13 protein-coding genes and 1 pseudogene are annotated in these 15,260 nt (G+C 70.8%); 3 read left to right on the top strand and 11 right to left on the bottom strand.

All coding sequences use genetic code 11. From position 1 onward, the window contains the following. Position 1: 1 nt before the first annotated feature. From EES42_RS36050 to EES42_RS36065, 4 genes are all read right to left on the bottom strand, one after another. On the bottom strand, positions 2–415 hold the full coding sequence (locus tag EES42_RS36050; protein ID WP_124722427.1) for an ATP synthase subunit C: 414 nt from the start codon (positions 413–415) through the stop codon (positions 2–4). Beyond that, positions 400–1,839, bottom strand: coding sequence for a V-type ATPase 116kDa subunit family protein (locus EES42_RS36055; RefSeq protein WP_241196818.1), 1,440 nt, complete (start codon positions 1,837–1,839; stop codon positions 400–402). Before EES42_RS36055 ends, EES42_RS36050 begins: the two co-directional genes overlap by 16 nt. Further along, on the bottom strand, positions 1,826–2,569 hold the full coding sequence (locus EES42_RS36060) for a hypothetical protein (RefSeq protein ID WP_241196819.1): 744 nt from the start codon (positions 2,567–2,569) through the stop codon (positions 1,826–1,828). The genes EES42_RS36055 and EES42_RS36060 overlap by 14 nt, the downstream gene beginning before the upstream one ends. 182 nt (positions 2,570–2,751) lie before the next feature. Beyond that, complete coding sequence (locus EES42_RS36065; RefSeq protein ID WP_241196820.1) at positions 2,752–3,195, bottom strand: SPFH domain-containing protein; 444 nt, start codon at positions 3,193–3,195, stop codon at positions 2,752–2,754. A 167-nt stretch (positions 3,196–3,362) separates the two neighbouring features. Between EES42_RS36065 and EES42_RS36070 the strand changes: the two genes are divergently transcribed. Then, a complete protein-coding gene (locus EES42_RS36070; RefSeq protein ID WP_124722429.1) occupies positions 3,363–3,914 on the top strand; it encodes a CBS domain-containing protein in 552 nt (183 codons plus the stop codon). A 29-nt stretch (positions 3,915–3,943) separates the two neighbouring features. Here the strand turns inward: EES42_RS36070 and EES42_RS36075 are convergent. Further along, positions 3,944–6,271: pseudogene (locus EES42_RS36075) on the bottom strand (heavy metal translocating P-type ATPase). A gap of 305 nt (positions 6,272–6,576) precedes the next feature. Between EES42_RS36075 and EES42_RS36080 the strand changes: the two are divergent. Next, the gene (locus tag EES42_RS36080; protein ID WP_241196821.1) at positions 6,577–8,301 is read left to right on the top strand and encodes a sensor histidine kinase; all 1,725 of its coding nucleotides are present in this window, start codon (positions 6,577–6,579) and stop codon (positions 8,299–8,301) included. A gap of 33 nt (positions 8,302–8,334) precedes the next feature. Here the strand turns inward: EES42_RS36080 and EES42_RS36085 are convergent, their stop codons facing one another. Together EES42_RS36085 and EES42_RS36090 are read right to left on the bottom strand one after the other, a co-directional pair. Beyond that, on the bottom strand, positions 8,335–9,045 hold the full coding sequence (locus EES42_RS36085; protein WP_124722430.1) for a response regulator: 711 nt from the start codon (positions 9,043–9,045) through the stop codon (positions 8,335–8,337). A 103-nt stretch (positions 9,046–9,148) separates the two neighbouring features. Next, entirely contained in the window at positions 9,149–9,610 is a 462-nt protein-coding gene (locus EES42_RS36090; protein WP_124722431.1) for a cyclic nucleotide-binding domain-containing protein, read from the bottom strand. Positions 9,611–10,027: 417 nt separating this feature from the next. Between EES42_RS36090 and EES42_RS36095 the strand changes: the two genes are divergently transcribed. After that, entirely contained in the window at positions 10,028–10,519 is a 492-nt protein-coding gene (locus tag EES42_RS36095) for an Rv1733c family protein (RefSeq protein WP_124722432.1), read from the top strand. Between the two features lie 299 nt (positions 10,520–10,818). On the opposite strand, the gene EES42_RS36105 is transcribed toward EES42_RS36095, so the two are convergent. The 4 genes from EES42_RS36105 to EES42_RS36120 form a co-directional block, all read right to left on the bottom strand. Beyond that, complete coding sequence (locus tag EES42_RS36105) at positions 10,819–11,694, bottom strand: universal stress protein (RefSeq protein WP_124722434.1); 876 nt, start codon at positions 11,692–11,694, stop codon at positions 10,819–10,821. 60 nt (positions 11,695–11,754) lie between these two features. After that, the gene (locus EES42_RS36110) at positions 11,755–12,756 is read right to left on the bottom strand and encodes an Acg family FMN-binding oxidoreductase (RefSeq protein ID WP_124722435.1); all 1,002 of its coding nucleotides are present in this window, start codon (positions 12,754–12,756) and stop codon (positions 11,755–11,757) included. A 132-nt stretch (positions 12,757–12,888) separates the two neighbouring features. Further along, on the bottom strand, positions 12,889–13,542 hold the full coding sequence (locus tag EES42_RS36115; protein WP_124722436.1) for a CBS domain-containing protein: 654 nt from the start codon (positions 13,540–13,542) through the stop codon (positions 12,889–12,891). 198 nt (positions 13,543–13,740) lie between these two features. Further along, entirely contained in the window at positions 13,741–15,168 is a 1,428-nt protein-coding gene (locus tag EES42_RS36120) for an MBL fold metallo-hydrolase RNA specificity domain-containing protein (RefSeq protein WP_124722437.1), read from the bottom strand. Between the last annotated feature and the right edge of the window lie 92 nt (positions 15,169–15,260).

A 15,260-nucleotide genomic window follows, 5' to 3' on the forward strand; every position in this document is an offset into this window, starting at 1 on the left:
CTCAGGCCTTGCCGATCAACAGGATCGCCACCACCAGGCCGTACACGGCGATGCCCTCCGCGAGACCGACGATCACCATCGCCCGGCCGAACATCTCCGGACGTTCGCTCAGCGCGGCAAGCGCCGCCGCGCCCGTGTACGCCACGGCGATCGCAGACCCGATCGAGGCGCCGGCCACGGCGATGGCCGCCCCGATCAAGGCGGACCCGTTGACTCCGCCGGGCGTCGCGGCCTGCGCCGAAGCCTGAGCAGGGGCCGTCAGAGCTGTGGCCAGGACGACACAGGCGCCGCCCAGCAGGGCCAGGTTCGTGGCCAGCAGCCACCGGAATGCGTGTCTCGCCCTGCGCCGCCGCAGCAGCCGGGCGGCGCCGAGCACCGCGGCCAGAACAGGCAGGACGATCAGCCAGGTGAGCATGGGATCACCTTCGTAGCGCGGTCGGGTTCCGCCACAGGAACGTGCCAGGGACGGAACGGGCGGCCTTCGGTCTCGAAGAGGCGGGAGAAGAGCTCGTAGTACTCCAGCCGCAGAGCCTGCACACCCGCCACCAGGGCCTCCAGGGCGAACGAGAGGGCCGTACCCACGGCGAACAGCATCACGGCGCCGGCCACTCCGGCGGCACCGCGCCCGGCCAGGCCGGTGGTGCCGCGCCACACCAGGTCGGCGAGCGCCGCATGGGTGAGCCCGAAGGCCGCGAGCCGGGCGAACGACATGGTGTTGGTGCCCGTGCGAACGACGACGTCGAACAGTCGTACAGCCGTTTCGGCGCATCCGGCCGCGCCGCCCGCTGTCGCCCGGAACAGTCCGAGGGCCACCAGCGTCAGCCCGGTCACCCCGAGCGCGGCCCCGGCAACGGTCGCGGGCGGCCGATGCAGGAGCAGACCCGCAGTGGCCAGGGCGAGCCCCAGGTAGAACAGCAGTCCAGCACAGCCCGACGCCGCGTACAGGGCTGTTCCCCAGCCGTGCTCACGCACACGGTTGACCGCTCCGGCGGCATGCGCGACGGTGAGCAGCCCCGCTCCGAAGACCACGGCGGCGGCGAGCAGCCGGGCAGGGCTGTCCAACGGGCTCAGCCACAGGACCGGCAGCAGCCCGGTCGGACCGAAGAACTCTCCGTAGGCTGCGCCCGCGAGCATGGCGGCGACTCCCGCGCCCGCCAGAAACGGCCACAACCGACGCAGCGCGGCAAGTCGGCGGGGCCGACCGAAGCGGAGCGCGAGCGCGCCGAGGACCAGCAACGCCCCGTGGCCCACATCACCGAACATGATCCCGAACATCGCGACGTAGGCGAGCCCCGTCGGCCACGAGGGGTCCAGGTCGGAGTAGGCCGGTGTGCCGTACGTCGTCACGAGCGGCGTGAAAGACGCGGGCCCGCCCGACCGCAGCAGCGTCGGCGGATCCGCGCCGCGCGGGGACGGAAGCGGTACCAGCGCGCCGCCCGCGGCGGACAGCCGGCCCGCGACGCGGGGAACCTCGGCGGCTGGGCACCACCCGGCCAGCGCGGCCACCTCCCCACGTCGTACAGCTCCTTCGGTGAGCTCTTCCAATTGAGCCTCGCCCGCCAGTAGCTCGACATCGCCCCGCTCCTGGAGCAGATCGAGGTCGGGCGCCTCGGCGGCGAGGACGGCCGAAGCGGCAGTGCCGGGCCCGGTCGTCGTGACACCTCCCCGCAACCGCTGCAGCCGCGCCGCCGCCGCCCCCGAAGCCGCTTCCTCGGTTCGGTCCAGTTCCACGCAACCGGCCTCGGCGATCCGCACCAGCGTGCCTCGCAGGGCCGCCTCCGGGACGATCACCGCCACGCGGCGCATCCGGACCGGTGTCATCGCCTCAGACCAGGGCATCGAAAACCTCCCAGGGCCGTCCCCCGCGTGCCGCCGACCCCAGCGCCGCCCGCACGCGCCAGGCGTCCACGGACAGCACCGCGACCGCGCCCACCACCACCCGCGGCCCGCACCGGCCGTTGTGCAGCATCTCCGCACCATCGACCTGCACCGTCCGCCACCAGTGGGCTTCGGCCTGCCACAGTGCACCCGGTTCCTCGATCTCCGCCAGCACCCAGCCGGCCGTCGAAGGAAGACGCTCGCGGAACTCCTGGTAGGAGGCGGCCTCCGGTGCCCGTGCCCCGAGCAGCCGTGCCGCGTCACGTCGTGCAGGCTCCGGAAGGGAGCGCTGGTACACGAATCGTTCACGGGCCGTCAGCAGCGCGGCGCGCCCCCGGGCCCATCGGCGCGCGGGCGGTACGGCGACGGTAGTGCGTCGTGCGGCGGCCATTCGCATACCTGTGACCAGGGCCCAGGGCGTGTCACCACCCGGATCGCCCCAAGGCGAAGCGGTGAGTGCCGCCCGCAGTTCCGCGGGCGTGCCGGCACGCTCCAGATTCCGCCAGGCAGTCTCCAGGGCTCCGAGCCGGTACGGCCGCGGGGGATCCGCGTGGCAACCGTCCGGTGCTGTCAGCCGGGAGGCCACATTGGCGATCTCGAACCCCGCTGCCAGCGGAACGAGCAAACGGGCACCGCCCCGGGGCAGCCAGCCGGCCAGCACCCGCAGATGCCACAGAAGCGTGGCGGTCACTGCCCGCTGAGCTTCGGGCAGTCCGACCGCAGTCCGCGCATATCTTGAGTACGGGGTCGCCGCCAGGTATCGCAAAGCGTCGTCGAGCGTGTGACAGGTCGCGACCTCCCGTGCACCCCCGGCGCCCGGGTATCGGCCGACGAGGGCCTTGGCCCGCACCGCCCCGGCGGTCCAACCCGCATTCATGGCGCTTCGCCCTCGCCCGGGCCGCAGGCCAGACTCAGCGCGTCAGCCACCGTGTGGTCCACCAGGTCCGGCATGCACTCCCGGGCCCGCCGCCGGACCACCGAGGCAGCGCCGTCCCCGGCGGCGCGAAGGGCGTCCGCCTCCCGCCTGGCGTCCTGGAGGATGGATTCCGCAGCCTGCCGGCGGATCTCGGGAGCACGCTCCCGGGCGGCCGCCACAAGCTCTGTCGCCTCCCGCGCGGCGTCCCGCCGCACGGCCTCGGCAGCCTCGTCCGCCGAGGCCCGGATCCGTGCCGCCTCCCGCTGTACATCCATCAGTTGTGCGAGGGTGGGCTCCAGTTCCGCGGCACGTTCGGCCATACGGTCGACGGGTACGCCGGCGGCGGACGCTCCCGGTGTTCCCGCCGGACGGAACCGCTCCAAGAAGTCACGCAGGCTCATCGGCGGCCTCCCGTCGGTCGGCTGCTCCTTCATTCTCACCGTTCCCGTTCCAGCCCGCACCGGATAGGGCCGTCACGCCGTTCCACCAGGGCCGTTCGGCTCTTGGCAAGGGCGGCCGGAGCGGAAGACTGGGACGGTAGGCAACCCGACGGAGTCCGGAGGCTGCCGTGAACAGGCACGAGAACTTCTCCGCGGAGGCCGAGGCCCGGCGGGACCTGCCTTCCCGCCCCTGGAGCCCCGGCGAATCGGAACGGCAGGACACGCTGATTCGCTACCTGGGCGCCGTGGCCTCGGCCGCAGCCGGGCACGCACGCGCCGAGGAGCAAGCTCCCGCAGACGTCACCGCTCGACCGGCTCCGTCGGCCGCGTCGTCTCCGCAGCCGTCTTCGCCACCGGGAGCGGGGATCCCCCTGGTGCGGGACGTGATGGACGTGCCCGCCGCCTCCATGAGCGACGATCTGCCATACCGCGACATCGCCCGTCTCCTGGCACGTGAGCAGGTCGGCGCGATTCCGGTCGTGGACGACGAGGACCAGGTGGTCGGCGTCGTCTCGGAGTCCGACCTGTTGGCGAAAGTCGCCTTCGAGGCCTCCGGTCACCGGGTCGGACGCATAGGCAGGCTGCGCGAGCGACGCATGCACGGCAAGGCCTTCGGTGAGACAGCGGCTGACCTCATGACGAGTCCCGCGATCACGGTGCTGCCCGGCCGGTACGGATGATCCAGAAGCGGTCGGCGTGCCGGCCCTCCTCACTGGGCCAGCGAGAAGTAGTTCTCCTCCTCCTGTGTGAAGTGCAGGCGGAGGACCGTGTGCAGCCCGTACAGGCAGCAGCGCAGATCGTCGAGCTGGCCGGGGGACAGGCCGCCCTCGGCGTGGGCCAGCCGCAGGTGGGTCGCGATGCGGCGGGAGAGGCGTTCGATCTCGGTGTGGGCACGGCTCATGGTGGCCGTCGACTCCGGCCCGCCCAGGGTGGGCGCGAGCGCGGGGTAGAGCTCGTGCTCCTCGGCGTACTCGTGGGGCAGCAGCCGGTCGGTGAGCAGACGATGCGCTTCTTCGACGGCTGCCAGAGCCTGCGGGCCGGGACCGTCCGAGAGATGGTCTGCCGCACCGCGCACCGCTTCGAGCACGTCCTGGAGGTCGTCGTGTTCCGACGCGAAGCGGTGAATGAGCTCCTCGGCCGCGGGTGTCAGCGCCGGCCGCGCTGTCCGGTCCACGCACAGCGCGCGCAGGGCGTTCAGGATGACCGCCACGTCGATGGCTTCCTGGAGCAGGGCTCCCAGGGCGGGCGCCAGCAGGCCGAATGCGGCTGCGGCCATCGCCGCCAGGGACATCGCCATTCCGCCCAGGGCGCTCTGCACCGCGATCCGCCGAGCCCGTACGGCGACGAAGACGGCGTCGGCGAGCCGGTCCACCCGATCGGCGGTCAGCACGATATCGGCCGCCTCCGACTAGGCGGTGGAGCCGCGAGCACCCATCGCCACACCGATGTCCGCTGCGGCCAGCGCGGGGGCGTCGTTCACGCCGTCCCCCACCATGACGGTGACCGCACGTGCGCGTTCTGCCTGCACCACGGCGACCTTGCCGGCCGGGTCGAGCCCGGCGCGGACGTCGTCCAGACCGAGGATGGCACCCACTTCGCGGGCCGGCTCCGCGCGGTCGCCCGTCAGCATCAGCAGCCGCTCGATGCCCGCGGTCCTCAGATGGCGCAGGGTGCGCGCGGCGTCGTGGCGCAGGGGATCCCGCAGAAGCACCGCCCCCACAGGCCAACCGTCCACGGCCAGCCAGGCCACCGCGGCGCCGTCGAGAATCGCACGGCTGTCCACAGCCCTGGCCCAGGGCGGGCGGGCGCCGGACACGTCGAAGCGGCCGACGGAAAGCCGGTGCCCGTCCACGATGCCCGAAGCACCGCGGCCGGGCTCCTCTGTGACATCGGACGGGACGGACAGCACCAGCTTCCGCTCGTGCGCGCTGTCGACGATCGCCTCGGCCAAAACATGGGGTGAGTACTGGTCCAGCGACGCGGCCAGCCTCAGTACCTCCGTCGACTGCCACCCGGATGCGGCGACCACATCCACGACGCGAGGGCGGCCGCAGGTGAGGGTGCCGGTCTTGTCGAGCAGCAGGGTACGGGCACGTCCCAGGTTCTCCAGGGCACCACCGTCGCGCATGACCACTCCCAGGCGCGAGGCTCTGGAGAGCCCGGAGACGATGGCCACCGGCGCGGCCAGCAGCAGCGGACACGGGGTCGCGACCACCAGCACCGCGACCGCCCTGACTGCCGAGCCACTGAGCAGCCAGGCCGTTCCCGCCGCTGCCAGGGTGAGCGGAAGGAACCAGGCCGCATAGCGGTCGGCCAGCCGTACCACGGGCGCGGACCCGGCCCCGGCCTGCCTGGCCAGTCGCACGACTCCGGCGTACGTGCTGTCCTGCTCGGTCGCCGTGGCGCGCAGCTCGAAGGCGCCGCCGACGTTGACCACACCGCTGCGGACGGCGTCGCCCGTCGGCCGCTCGACGCTCAGGGACTCGCCCGTGAGTACGGACTCGTCGAGCTTGGCCACGGCGCCCTCCACCCGCCCGTCGACCGGTACGACCTCGCCCGGCCCCACAACGAGCAGGTCACCTGTGGCGACTTCGCTCAGTGGCACAGTGGAGACTCCGGTCGCTGTGCGGCGTCGTGCCGAGCGAGGCGCGTGCTCCAGCAGTGCACTCAGATCGTGCGAGGCACGCCGTCGGGCTGCCGCTTCCAGCGTTCGTCCGGTGGCCAGCATCAGCGCGATGAGCACCCCGGCCAGGTACTCATGGACGGCAAGGGTGCCACCGAGAGCGAGGACCGCGATCAGGTCGACGCCCGCTTGGCCGCGGCGGAGCGCGGCGACCACCCAGCCCACCGCTGGTGGGACCGCGAGCAGGGTGCCCAGGCCCCACAGCAGGTCTGCGAGACCCTCGTCGCCGGTGAGCCAGGCGGCACCTCCTGCGGTGAGGGCCGCCGCCGTGACAGTCAGTAGCGCGGGCTCCAGCCGTGAGGCGACCGCTCCGGTCGAAGAGCGCAGCGGTGTGGTGAGGGCGGAGCGGTTCATGACGTACCTCTGTCCGTCCGGCAAGGTTGCCTGCGGTGCGTCCGGTCCCTGTCCATCACACCCCGGCGGGGCGTACCCGCGGCAGGGGACGAACGGCTCTGTCACCAGGGCCGTACAGACGCTCTTCGCGCTTCAGGGCCCGGGCCGGTGAGCACGGCGTGCGAACAGGCGCGGTGGCGAGGTCCGGAGCGGCATCCGTGCCGCTTGTTCGGGCCGGTTGCCGCTCACCAGATGCTTCTCGCGGTGAGGCCATTACCGTGAAAGGTGTGGCCTGGCGCGCTACGTGGGTCACGACTGGAGGCACGGTGGGCGACAACGGCGACAGGGGATCCGGCCACTGCAGCGAGGCACACCGCCGTCTGGGCACGCTGCCGGGTGATCTCCAGGAGCGGCTGGACGCCGTGATGCGGGGTCCGGCCGAGGCGGCCCTGCTGCTGGATGCCGTCATGTCGGTGGGCAGAGGCCTTGATCTGCCCCAGGTGCTGCGTCGGATCGTCGAGGCCGCGGTCGTCGTGGTCGACGCCGAGTACGGGGCCCTGGGCGTGGTCGGTGAGGGAACCCGGCTCACGCAGTTCCTGCCGGTGGGCGTCACGGGGGAGCAGCGCGAGGCCATCGGTACCTTGCCCGAGGGACACGGCATCCTTGGCGAGCTGATCCGTCATCCCGAGCCGTTGCGACTGGTGGAACTCTCCGAGCATCCGTCGTCCTACGGGTTTCCGCTGAACCACCCCCCGATGCACTCGTTCCTGGGGGTTCCCGTCCGGGTTCGCGACAAGGTGTTCGGAAACCTGTACCTGACCGAGAAGCGGGGCGGACAGGCATTCGACGCCGAGGACGAAACCGTGCTGTCGACACTCGCGGTGGCGGCAGGATTGGCCATCGAGAATGCCCGTCTGTACGCCGAGACGCGCGACCGCCAACGCTGGCAGGAAGCCAACAGCGAGATCGTCGCGGCCCTGCTGAGCGGGGCGGACGAGGGGCACGTCCTGCAGATGATCGTTGATCATTCCTCACACATTCTTGCCGCGGATCTCGGCGTGCTGGCACTGCCCGCGGAAGGGAAGTGCCTCCGCGTGGCACAGGCGTCCGGGCTGGACGCCGAGACGCACCGCGGTCTGGTCCTGCCGCGAGCGGGATCGTTCGCCGGCGCCGCCCTGGACGCGGGCGAGCCGATCACCAGCCTTGATGTCGCACATGATCCGAGGATCACCGAGGGCCCGCAGAGGTGGACAGGCCTCGGCCCCGCGGTCGCGGTTCCGATGGTCACGGGGGAGCGGACCCGTGGGGTGTTGTTGCTGGCCCGGATACGGGAGCGTCCCGCCTTCACCGATGCGGAGACCGCGCCTCTGCTGGTGTTCGCCGGGCAGGCGGCTCTGGCGCTGGAACTCACCGAACGGCGCGAGTCCGCCGGGCAGATCGCCCTGCTGGAGGAGCGTGACCGCATCGCCAGGGATCTGCACGACCTGGCCATTCAGCGGCTGTTCGCCACCGGGATGACGCTGCAGAGCGTGGTGCGGCTCGTGGAACAGCCACAGGCGAGCGAGCGGCTGCTGCGCGCGGTGGACGATCTGGACGAGACCATCAAGATCATCCGGTCTACCATCTTCGGACTCCGCGCCCGTGACTCGGGCCGGCGCGGCCCGGGGTTGCGCGCCCGGACGGCGGCCACGGTCGAGCAGGCCGCACGGACCCTGGGCTTCCAGCCGTCTGTGCGGATGGGCGGGCTGATCGACACGGACGTGCCGACCGAGACCGGCGAGCAGGTGATCGCGGTGCTCGGCGAAGCGCTGAGCAACGTCGTCCGCCATGCACGGGCGACGGCGGTTGACATCTCGCTGGTGGTGGGAAAGGGCGAGGTGAACCTGATCGTGTCCGACAACGGTGTGGGCATGCCGAGACACAGCGGTTCCCGGAGCGGGCTCGACAACCTCGCACGGCGCGCCGAGAAACTCGGCGGAGAGATGAGTGTGGGGGAGTCCGCACAGGGCGGCACCCGGCTGAGCTGGCGTGTGCCGCTGCGACTCTCCTGATGCTGCGCGGGGTGCTTCGCGGAGCCCGTACGGTCAGATCTGATGGTGCCCGGCACTCGGCGGGGAGGTCTCTGTGGCGTGTGCGGCGATCACAGCCGCCTGGATACGGCGCTCGACACCGAGCTTGGCCAGCAGGCGGGAGATGTGGTTCTTGACCGTCTTCTCCGACAGGTAGAGGCGCATGCCGATCTGGCTGTTGGTCAGCCCTTCACCGATCAGCGCGAGGACGTCCTTCTCCCTCGGGGACAGCCCCGCCAGCGCGTCGTCCTCCTCGGAGCCGGAACCGGACTGCTCCTCGCGCAGGCTGTTCATCAGCCGTGCCGTCGTGGACGGGTCGAGGGTCGAGCGCCCGGATGCCAGTGTGCGCACGGCGGTGACGAGGTCCGAACCCTTGATCTCCTTGAGTACGTAGCCGGCCGCGCCGGCCATGATGGCGTCGAGCAGTGCTTCGTCGTCGTCGAACGAGGTGAGCATCAGGCAGGCCAGTTCCGGCATCCGCGAGCGCAGCTCACGGCAGACTGTGATCCCGTCGCCGTCCGGCAGCCGCACATCGAGAACCGCGACGTCGGGGCGGAGCGCCGGGCCGCGGGCCAATGCGTGGTCGGCCGTGCCGGCGTCGCCGACGACTGCGATGTCGGGTTCCGCGTCGAGCAGATCCTGCACGCCGCGCCTGACCACCTCGTGGTCGTCCAGCAGGAACACACGGATCGGATTCTGCGCCGAGAACCCCGTGCTGTCGCTCATGGTGGCCCTCCTCGGCTCCAAGGGGTGCGCAGTCCCGCCTCGTCATCGTCCGCTCGTACAGGCGGACCGCGCCAGGGTCGAACGGTCCCGTTCTCCGGTCCGGTCAGGCCTCAGGGGCCTCTGCCCGGGGGCCGTACAACTGCAGCAGCCGTTTCCGTGTTCCGTACAGGCGCTCCGCCACGGTCTCCGCGACGAACTTGTACACCGCCCGGCCCAGCACCGCATCGGCCTCGCACAGTGAGCGGACGGCGGCGGCGTCGAATTCCACGGCGTGACCCGCCTGGATCACATGCGCCCCCAGGTGCCAGACGTGCGGGGTGAACAGCCAGGACCAGCCCAGCAGATCGTCCCGTCCCAATGTCTCGACGACCGCCGCACGACGGCCGGGCACATGCAGGTCGACCTCTACCTGTCCGGAGCGAATGACCCAGAAGCGGTCCGCCTTTCTGCCTTCCTCGAAGAGCCGTGCGTCGAGAACCAGCGGTACTTCGCAGGCCGCTTCGTCGAGCAAGCGGGCCCGGCTCTCGGGCGGGACCGCGTCGAGGAGACTCCTGGCCGTTGACATGGAGCCTCCGTTCCTGGCCGACGGCGTGTACCGCCCGCCCGTTACGAACGATATGCGTGCTTGCGGAGGGACGCTCGGCCAGTCGGCGCGAACGGTCATCATCCACTGAGTGCTCCTCACCCACTCCATCGTGAGTTGCCCGGGCCGCCTGGCGCTTGGGCCGACCGGCCTGGTACCGCGCCCCGCTCAGCCCATGCCGCAGGCCGCACGGGGCGCACAGGATGATGACACCCGCTCCTGCTCGTGCTTCGCGTTGCGCTACGGGCAAGGGGCGGCGCAGCAGCAGGGGAATGAGGCCGGATCATGACTGAAGAAGTGTCCCCTGGAGCCGGGCGAGGACCCGGCGGGTCCAGCACCCATAGGCTGCCGGTCCGTGTCTCGGACCGGATCCAGCGCTGGGGCAGAGTGCTCCTGGTTGTGGTCTTCCTGCTGGCGGCACCCTTGGCATCGGCCGCTACGGGCCGTGCGGTGCACGATGCCGAGATCCGTCGTGCTGCCGCCCTCTCCGATACGACGAGAGTCGAAGCCCGGCTCGTTTCCGACTCCGGCGGCCCCGCAGTGGATGCCAGAGCACAGTCGTTGGTGCGCGCCCCTGTCCGCTGGACACAGCCCGACGGCCATGTGCGCACGGCGGTGGTCAGTGTCTGGGCGGGCAGCCCGGCCGGTTCCATGGTCCCGATCTGGACCACTCCTCAAGGTGCGGCCACCAGCAGGGGACCCGCGACACCGGGTGAGGCCGTTGCATCCGCGTGGATGACGGCAACAGTGACTTTCGCACTGGCGACGGGACTGTTCACCGCAGTGTGGCAGGTCTTCACGAAGCTGGTGGACACCATCAGGTACCGGGGGTGGGAGAAGGAATGGGACAAGGTGGAAGCCGAACTGTCCGAACAGTTCCGAAATCGCTAGGGGATCGGCACACGCAACTCCGAGGAGAGACCATGCTTCGGCCGATCTGGCAGGAGCGCGTCGAGGACCGCCTGGCAGCTCTCCTCCGCCACCTCCAGATCGGCCGTCTCGAACGGCATGGCGCCCAGGCCCAGGGGCGGGCCGGCCGGGAGGTCGGGGAACGCCACACTGCCGTCGGGCCGGACCAGTGCGGGCGGGGGCGCCCTGGGATGCCCTCCGTGTTGATGAGGCCTGCCGAGGAGCGCCGGACGTATTACCCGGCGACGAGATCTGTGGTGGTGCCGGTGCCGCACTCGTGCTCAGTGGGTGTCCGGGACGACGGCGACCGGGCAGGACGCGTAGTGCAACACCGCGTGGTTCACCGGTCCGAGATGCGGACCATGATGTCCATCGGCACGACGCGCGCCGACGACCAGAAGCTCCGCTCCCTCGGCCTCCTCGATGATTACTTGGTGGGCGGGACCCTGCACCACGGAGCGGTGGACATCGGTTTCCGACTCGGTCCGTTCCAGTACGGCCAGGACGTCTTCGAGGTGTTCTTCGGCCTGCCGGCGGTGTGCGGAGGCCGGGGAGCCCGCGAGGAGCGGATGATCCGCGGTTTCGTGGGCGGGACAGCGCCAGGCGCGTACGGCGATCAGCTCGCCGTGGCGCGCTGCCGCCTGGGCAAGTGCGAAACGGGCGGCAGCCGAGGGCCCTGGGGCGTCGCCGATTCCGACGACGACGCGGCCCGGTTTCGGCTGGGCGTTCGGTGCGGCCGCCGGGATCACTACGACCGGGCAGTGGGACCTGCCCGCGACGGCGAGACTCACGGAACCCAGAAGCATGCCGGCGATCCGGCCGCGGCCACGGGAGCCGAGGACGACCAGGGCTGCCTCATGGCTCTCGCGCACCAGCGCGTTCACCGGGTCCTCGGGTTGTACGTCGGCGACCACCCGCACCTCCGCGTGGAGGCGATGTACACGCTCCTGCGCGGACGCGACGAGGTGCTCGGCGAGGATCTGCTCGGCCGGACGCCCGGTGTCGAAGGTGGGACGCATGCCTTCGTAGTGCTCCCACAACGACGCGTGGACGACGCGGAGGGGAAGCCGTGAGCGCGCCGATTCTGCCGCGGCCCAGTCCAGGGCACGGAGACTGCCCTCTGATCCGTCCACTCCGACGACTATCGGGAGCTGCATGGCTCCCACCGCCTTTCCTGCTCGGATGGCTGCCTGCTGTGTTGTATGCGGTCGTGGCTTCTACGGTTCGATGGTCAGTACGTGGTCGAGGGGACGTCGTGGTGTGCGCGGCCCGGTCGGCCCGTATCCCAGACGGATGATCATCTGCGGGTGTCCCGTGCCGAAGACCGGGTCGCGCAGGATCCAGCGCAGGTCCGGCCATTCGAGTGGCTGGGTCGCGAACGACGTGGACACCTGGTGGAGCGTGGCAGTGAGCAGAACGCGTTCCAGGGCCTGACCGGCGCGCAGCCAGTCCGTTGGGCGGTCGCCCGGGGTGCTCAGCAGGGCCAGTTGAGGCCGGTTCTCGAACAGGACACGGGCCCGGCCCGGGACGACTTGGGTCCCGGCGAAGTCGCGGGTGGTGGCTCGTTCGGAGGCGTCGCGGGGGCCGAAGGCGTAGTCGGGGATTCCGTCCACGGGTGCCTCGCTCCCCGTGTTCCGCGTCCAGAGCTGCTGCTCCGCCTCCCGCCCAGGGTCACCACGGTCGTACCCCTCGGCGTCGCGGATCAGTCCGAGCACGGTCTCCAGGCGGATCGGGGTCAGGAACGCGAAGTCGGCGCCCTCGGTACGGGCCGCGTCGGCGAGGCGTGCCCGGACGTCGTCGGGGACCGGCCGTTCGTCGAACGGGTAGCGACTCGTGTGCCGGTCCTTGATCGCCGGGTGCAGAACGGCGAGGGCCTCATCGGCGGGCTTCCGCGGTGCGTCGGGGCGGCTGTTGAGATGGACGGTGGCCAGTACGGCGGGGTCCGACGCCACGGGCAGCAGTACGGTGACCGCGTCCAGGCCGTGGTGCGCGGCGGACACCCGCAGGTTGAGCAGGGCCGCGCCGCAGCCGACGTGAAGGGCACGGGCCGAGGGGTCGGCCTCCGGCATCGCGCGCTCGAAGTCCGCCCGGAGCGTGAGGATGCGGCTGTGGTGTACATAGCGGAAGAGCCAGGGCTGTGCGTTGTGCATGGACGGGGCGGCAGTGGCATCGGCGACGAGGTCGGCCAGTGCGCCGTCTTCGAGTGCTTCGGTGGGCATTGCGGGTCTCCCGGACGACGGGAAGGGGCGATGCCTTCAGCATGGAGCGGATCGCCGCCCGGTACGTATGGGCCGTTCGTCCCTCGCTCGGTTCCGGACGGTTCTTCGGCAGAGATACCGCCGTTTCTTCGGCTAGGCCGATTCCGGGCCTTCGAGTCGGCAGTCCACGCTGACGACGCCCTCCACGGATTGAGCGAGGCGGGCGGCGACGGGAATGAGGGAGGCGTCGGGGACGCGACCGGTGAGCATGGCGACACCCCAGGTGACGCCGACCTTCACGTCCCGATGCGAGTCGGGGAACAGGCGGTCGACGACCTCGCGGCGTATTTCGGCGGCGAGGTCGTCGTCGGGGCGAAGGAAGATCTTGAGGAGATCGGCGCGGCTGACGATTCCTTTGAGCCTGCCGTCGGCGTCAACGACCGGGAGGCGCTTGATACGCCGGTCGGCCATGAGCCGGGCGGCCTGGGGGAGGGACGCGCCGGGCTCGATCGTGATGGCGGGGCTCGTCATCAGTTCCTCGGCCCGGACCGAGCCGGCCTTGGCGGTGTCGCCCAGTCGGCGCATCTGGTCGATCATGCCGGGCGGGTGTTCGTGGAACTCCTCCTTCGGGAGGAGGTCGGCTTCGGAGACGACGCCGACGACGGAGCCCTTGTCTTCGACGACAGGCACGGCGGTGACCTTCCACCGCTCCATGGCGTCGGCGATCTCCTTGAATTCCGTGTCGGGCGTGACGGTGACGACGGTCTCCGTCATGACGTCGTTGACGGTGTACCGGGTGGAGGTCATGGCAGGTTCCTCGATGGGCGCGGGTGAGCGGCCGACCGCCGCCGTGGGCGAACCGGGATGGACAGGTCAAATGGGGACGTGGGACCGGATCTGCGACGGGCGAGGTCCTCGCGGCCTGCACGGTGTGCCTCCCGTCCTTCATTCACAGCCTCGCACCGGAGGGAACGTGCTGCAGGACCGACCGGGGTGACTGGCCGGTCAGCGGACCAGGACGGCCTCTCCGGGCCTGGGTACGACTGCTGTCCAGCCCAGTTCATTGTCGATCCGGTCCCGAAGGGCGTCGGACGACGACTCCTCTCCGTGGACGACATAGGTCGTGTGCGGTGCGGGGGCGCCGCGCAGCCAGTCCATGATCTGGCCGGCGTCGGCGTGTGCCGAGAAGTGCGGGAGGTCGGCGACCTCCGCGCGTACGGGTACGTACTCGCCGAACATCTTGAGTGTGCGGGCGCCGTCGACGAGGTCGCGGGCCCTGGTGCCGGCGGCTGCGAAGCCGACGACGACGACGGCATTGCGTGGATCGGGAAGGAGCCGGTGGAGGTGGTGCAGGACTCGGCCGCCGGTGGCCATGCCGGCCGAGGAGACGATGACGGCGGGTCCGGGCGCACTGTTGATGGAGATGGATTCCTGGACCGTTCGGGCGGTGCGGAACGGGGCAGGGCTGATCGCTTGTTCGCCCAGGGCGAGGATCTCGGGCCTGATCTCGGGAGAATGGTCACGCAGCGCCTCGCGGTAGACATCGAGTGCGGCCAGAGCCATGGGACTGTCCACGTACACGGGAACCGATCGCGGCAGGATCCCGCTGTGGCGCAGATCGGCGAGTTCGTGGAGGACGACCTCGGTACGGTCGATCGCGAAGGCGGGAATGACCGCGGTACCGCCCCGCGCGAAGGTACGGGTGAGTACGGCCGCGAACTCCGCCTGGGCCCTCTCGGGTTCATGGGCACGGTCGCCGTACGTCGACTCCGTGAGCAGCACGTCGGCGCCCGAGAACGGCTCCGGAGGCAGCAGTAGCGGATGGCCCGGTCGGCCGAGGTCGCCGCTGGTGGCGAGGGTGTGGCCGTCCTCAAGGGTCAGGCGGGCCCAGGCGGAGCCGAGGATGTGCCCGCCGTGATGCAGTACGAGCCGGGTGCCGGTCATGATCTCGATCTCGCTGCCGACCTCGACCGGATCGAAGAACCTGACGGTGGTGTCGACGTCGGATTCGTCGTAGAGCGGTTTGGCGGGCCGGTGCTTGGACCAGCCGTGTTCGTTGGCGTGCTGGGCCGCTTCCATCTGGAGGCGTGCGCTGTCCCGGAGCACGATCTCGGCGAGCCGGGCGGTGTGGGCGGTGGCCAGGATCGGTCCTCGGAAGCCGTGCCGGACCAGCCGGGGCAGATAGCCGCAGTGGTCCAGGTGGGCATGGGTGATGACCACGGCGTGGATGGACGAGGCGTCGCACGGCAGCTTCGCCCAGTTGCGGCGGCGCAGGTCCGCGAACCCCTGGAAGAGGCCGCAGTCGAGTAGGACCCGGGCACGGTCGCTCTCGATGAGGAACTTGCTGCCGGTGACGGTCCGGACGCCGCCGAGGAACCGCAACAGCGCGGGTCTCGTCCTGGGCTCGGCCAGGTGCGGTTCTGCCTCGGACATCGCCGACCCCTTCTTCGGTGGGTGGCAGCGTCTTCACCATCACATCCCCGCAGCCGGGGCGGGAGGGGCCCGAACGGTCCCGGCGAGGACCG

The sequence above is a fragment of the Streptomyces sp. ADI95-17 genome (assembly GCF_003846175.1).
In the GTDB taxonomy this organism is placed as follows: Bacteria; Actinomycetota; Actinomycetes; order Streptomycetales; family Streptomycetaceae; genus Streptomyces; species Streptomyces sanglieri.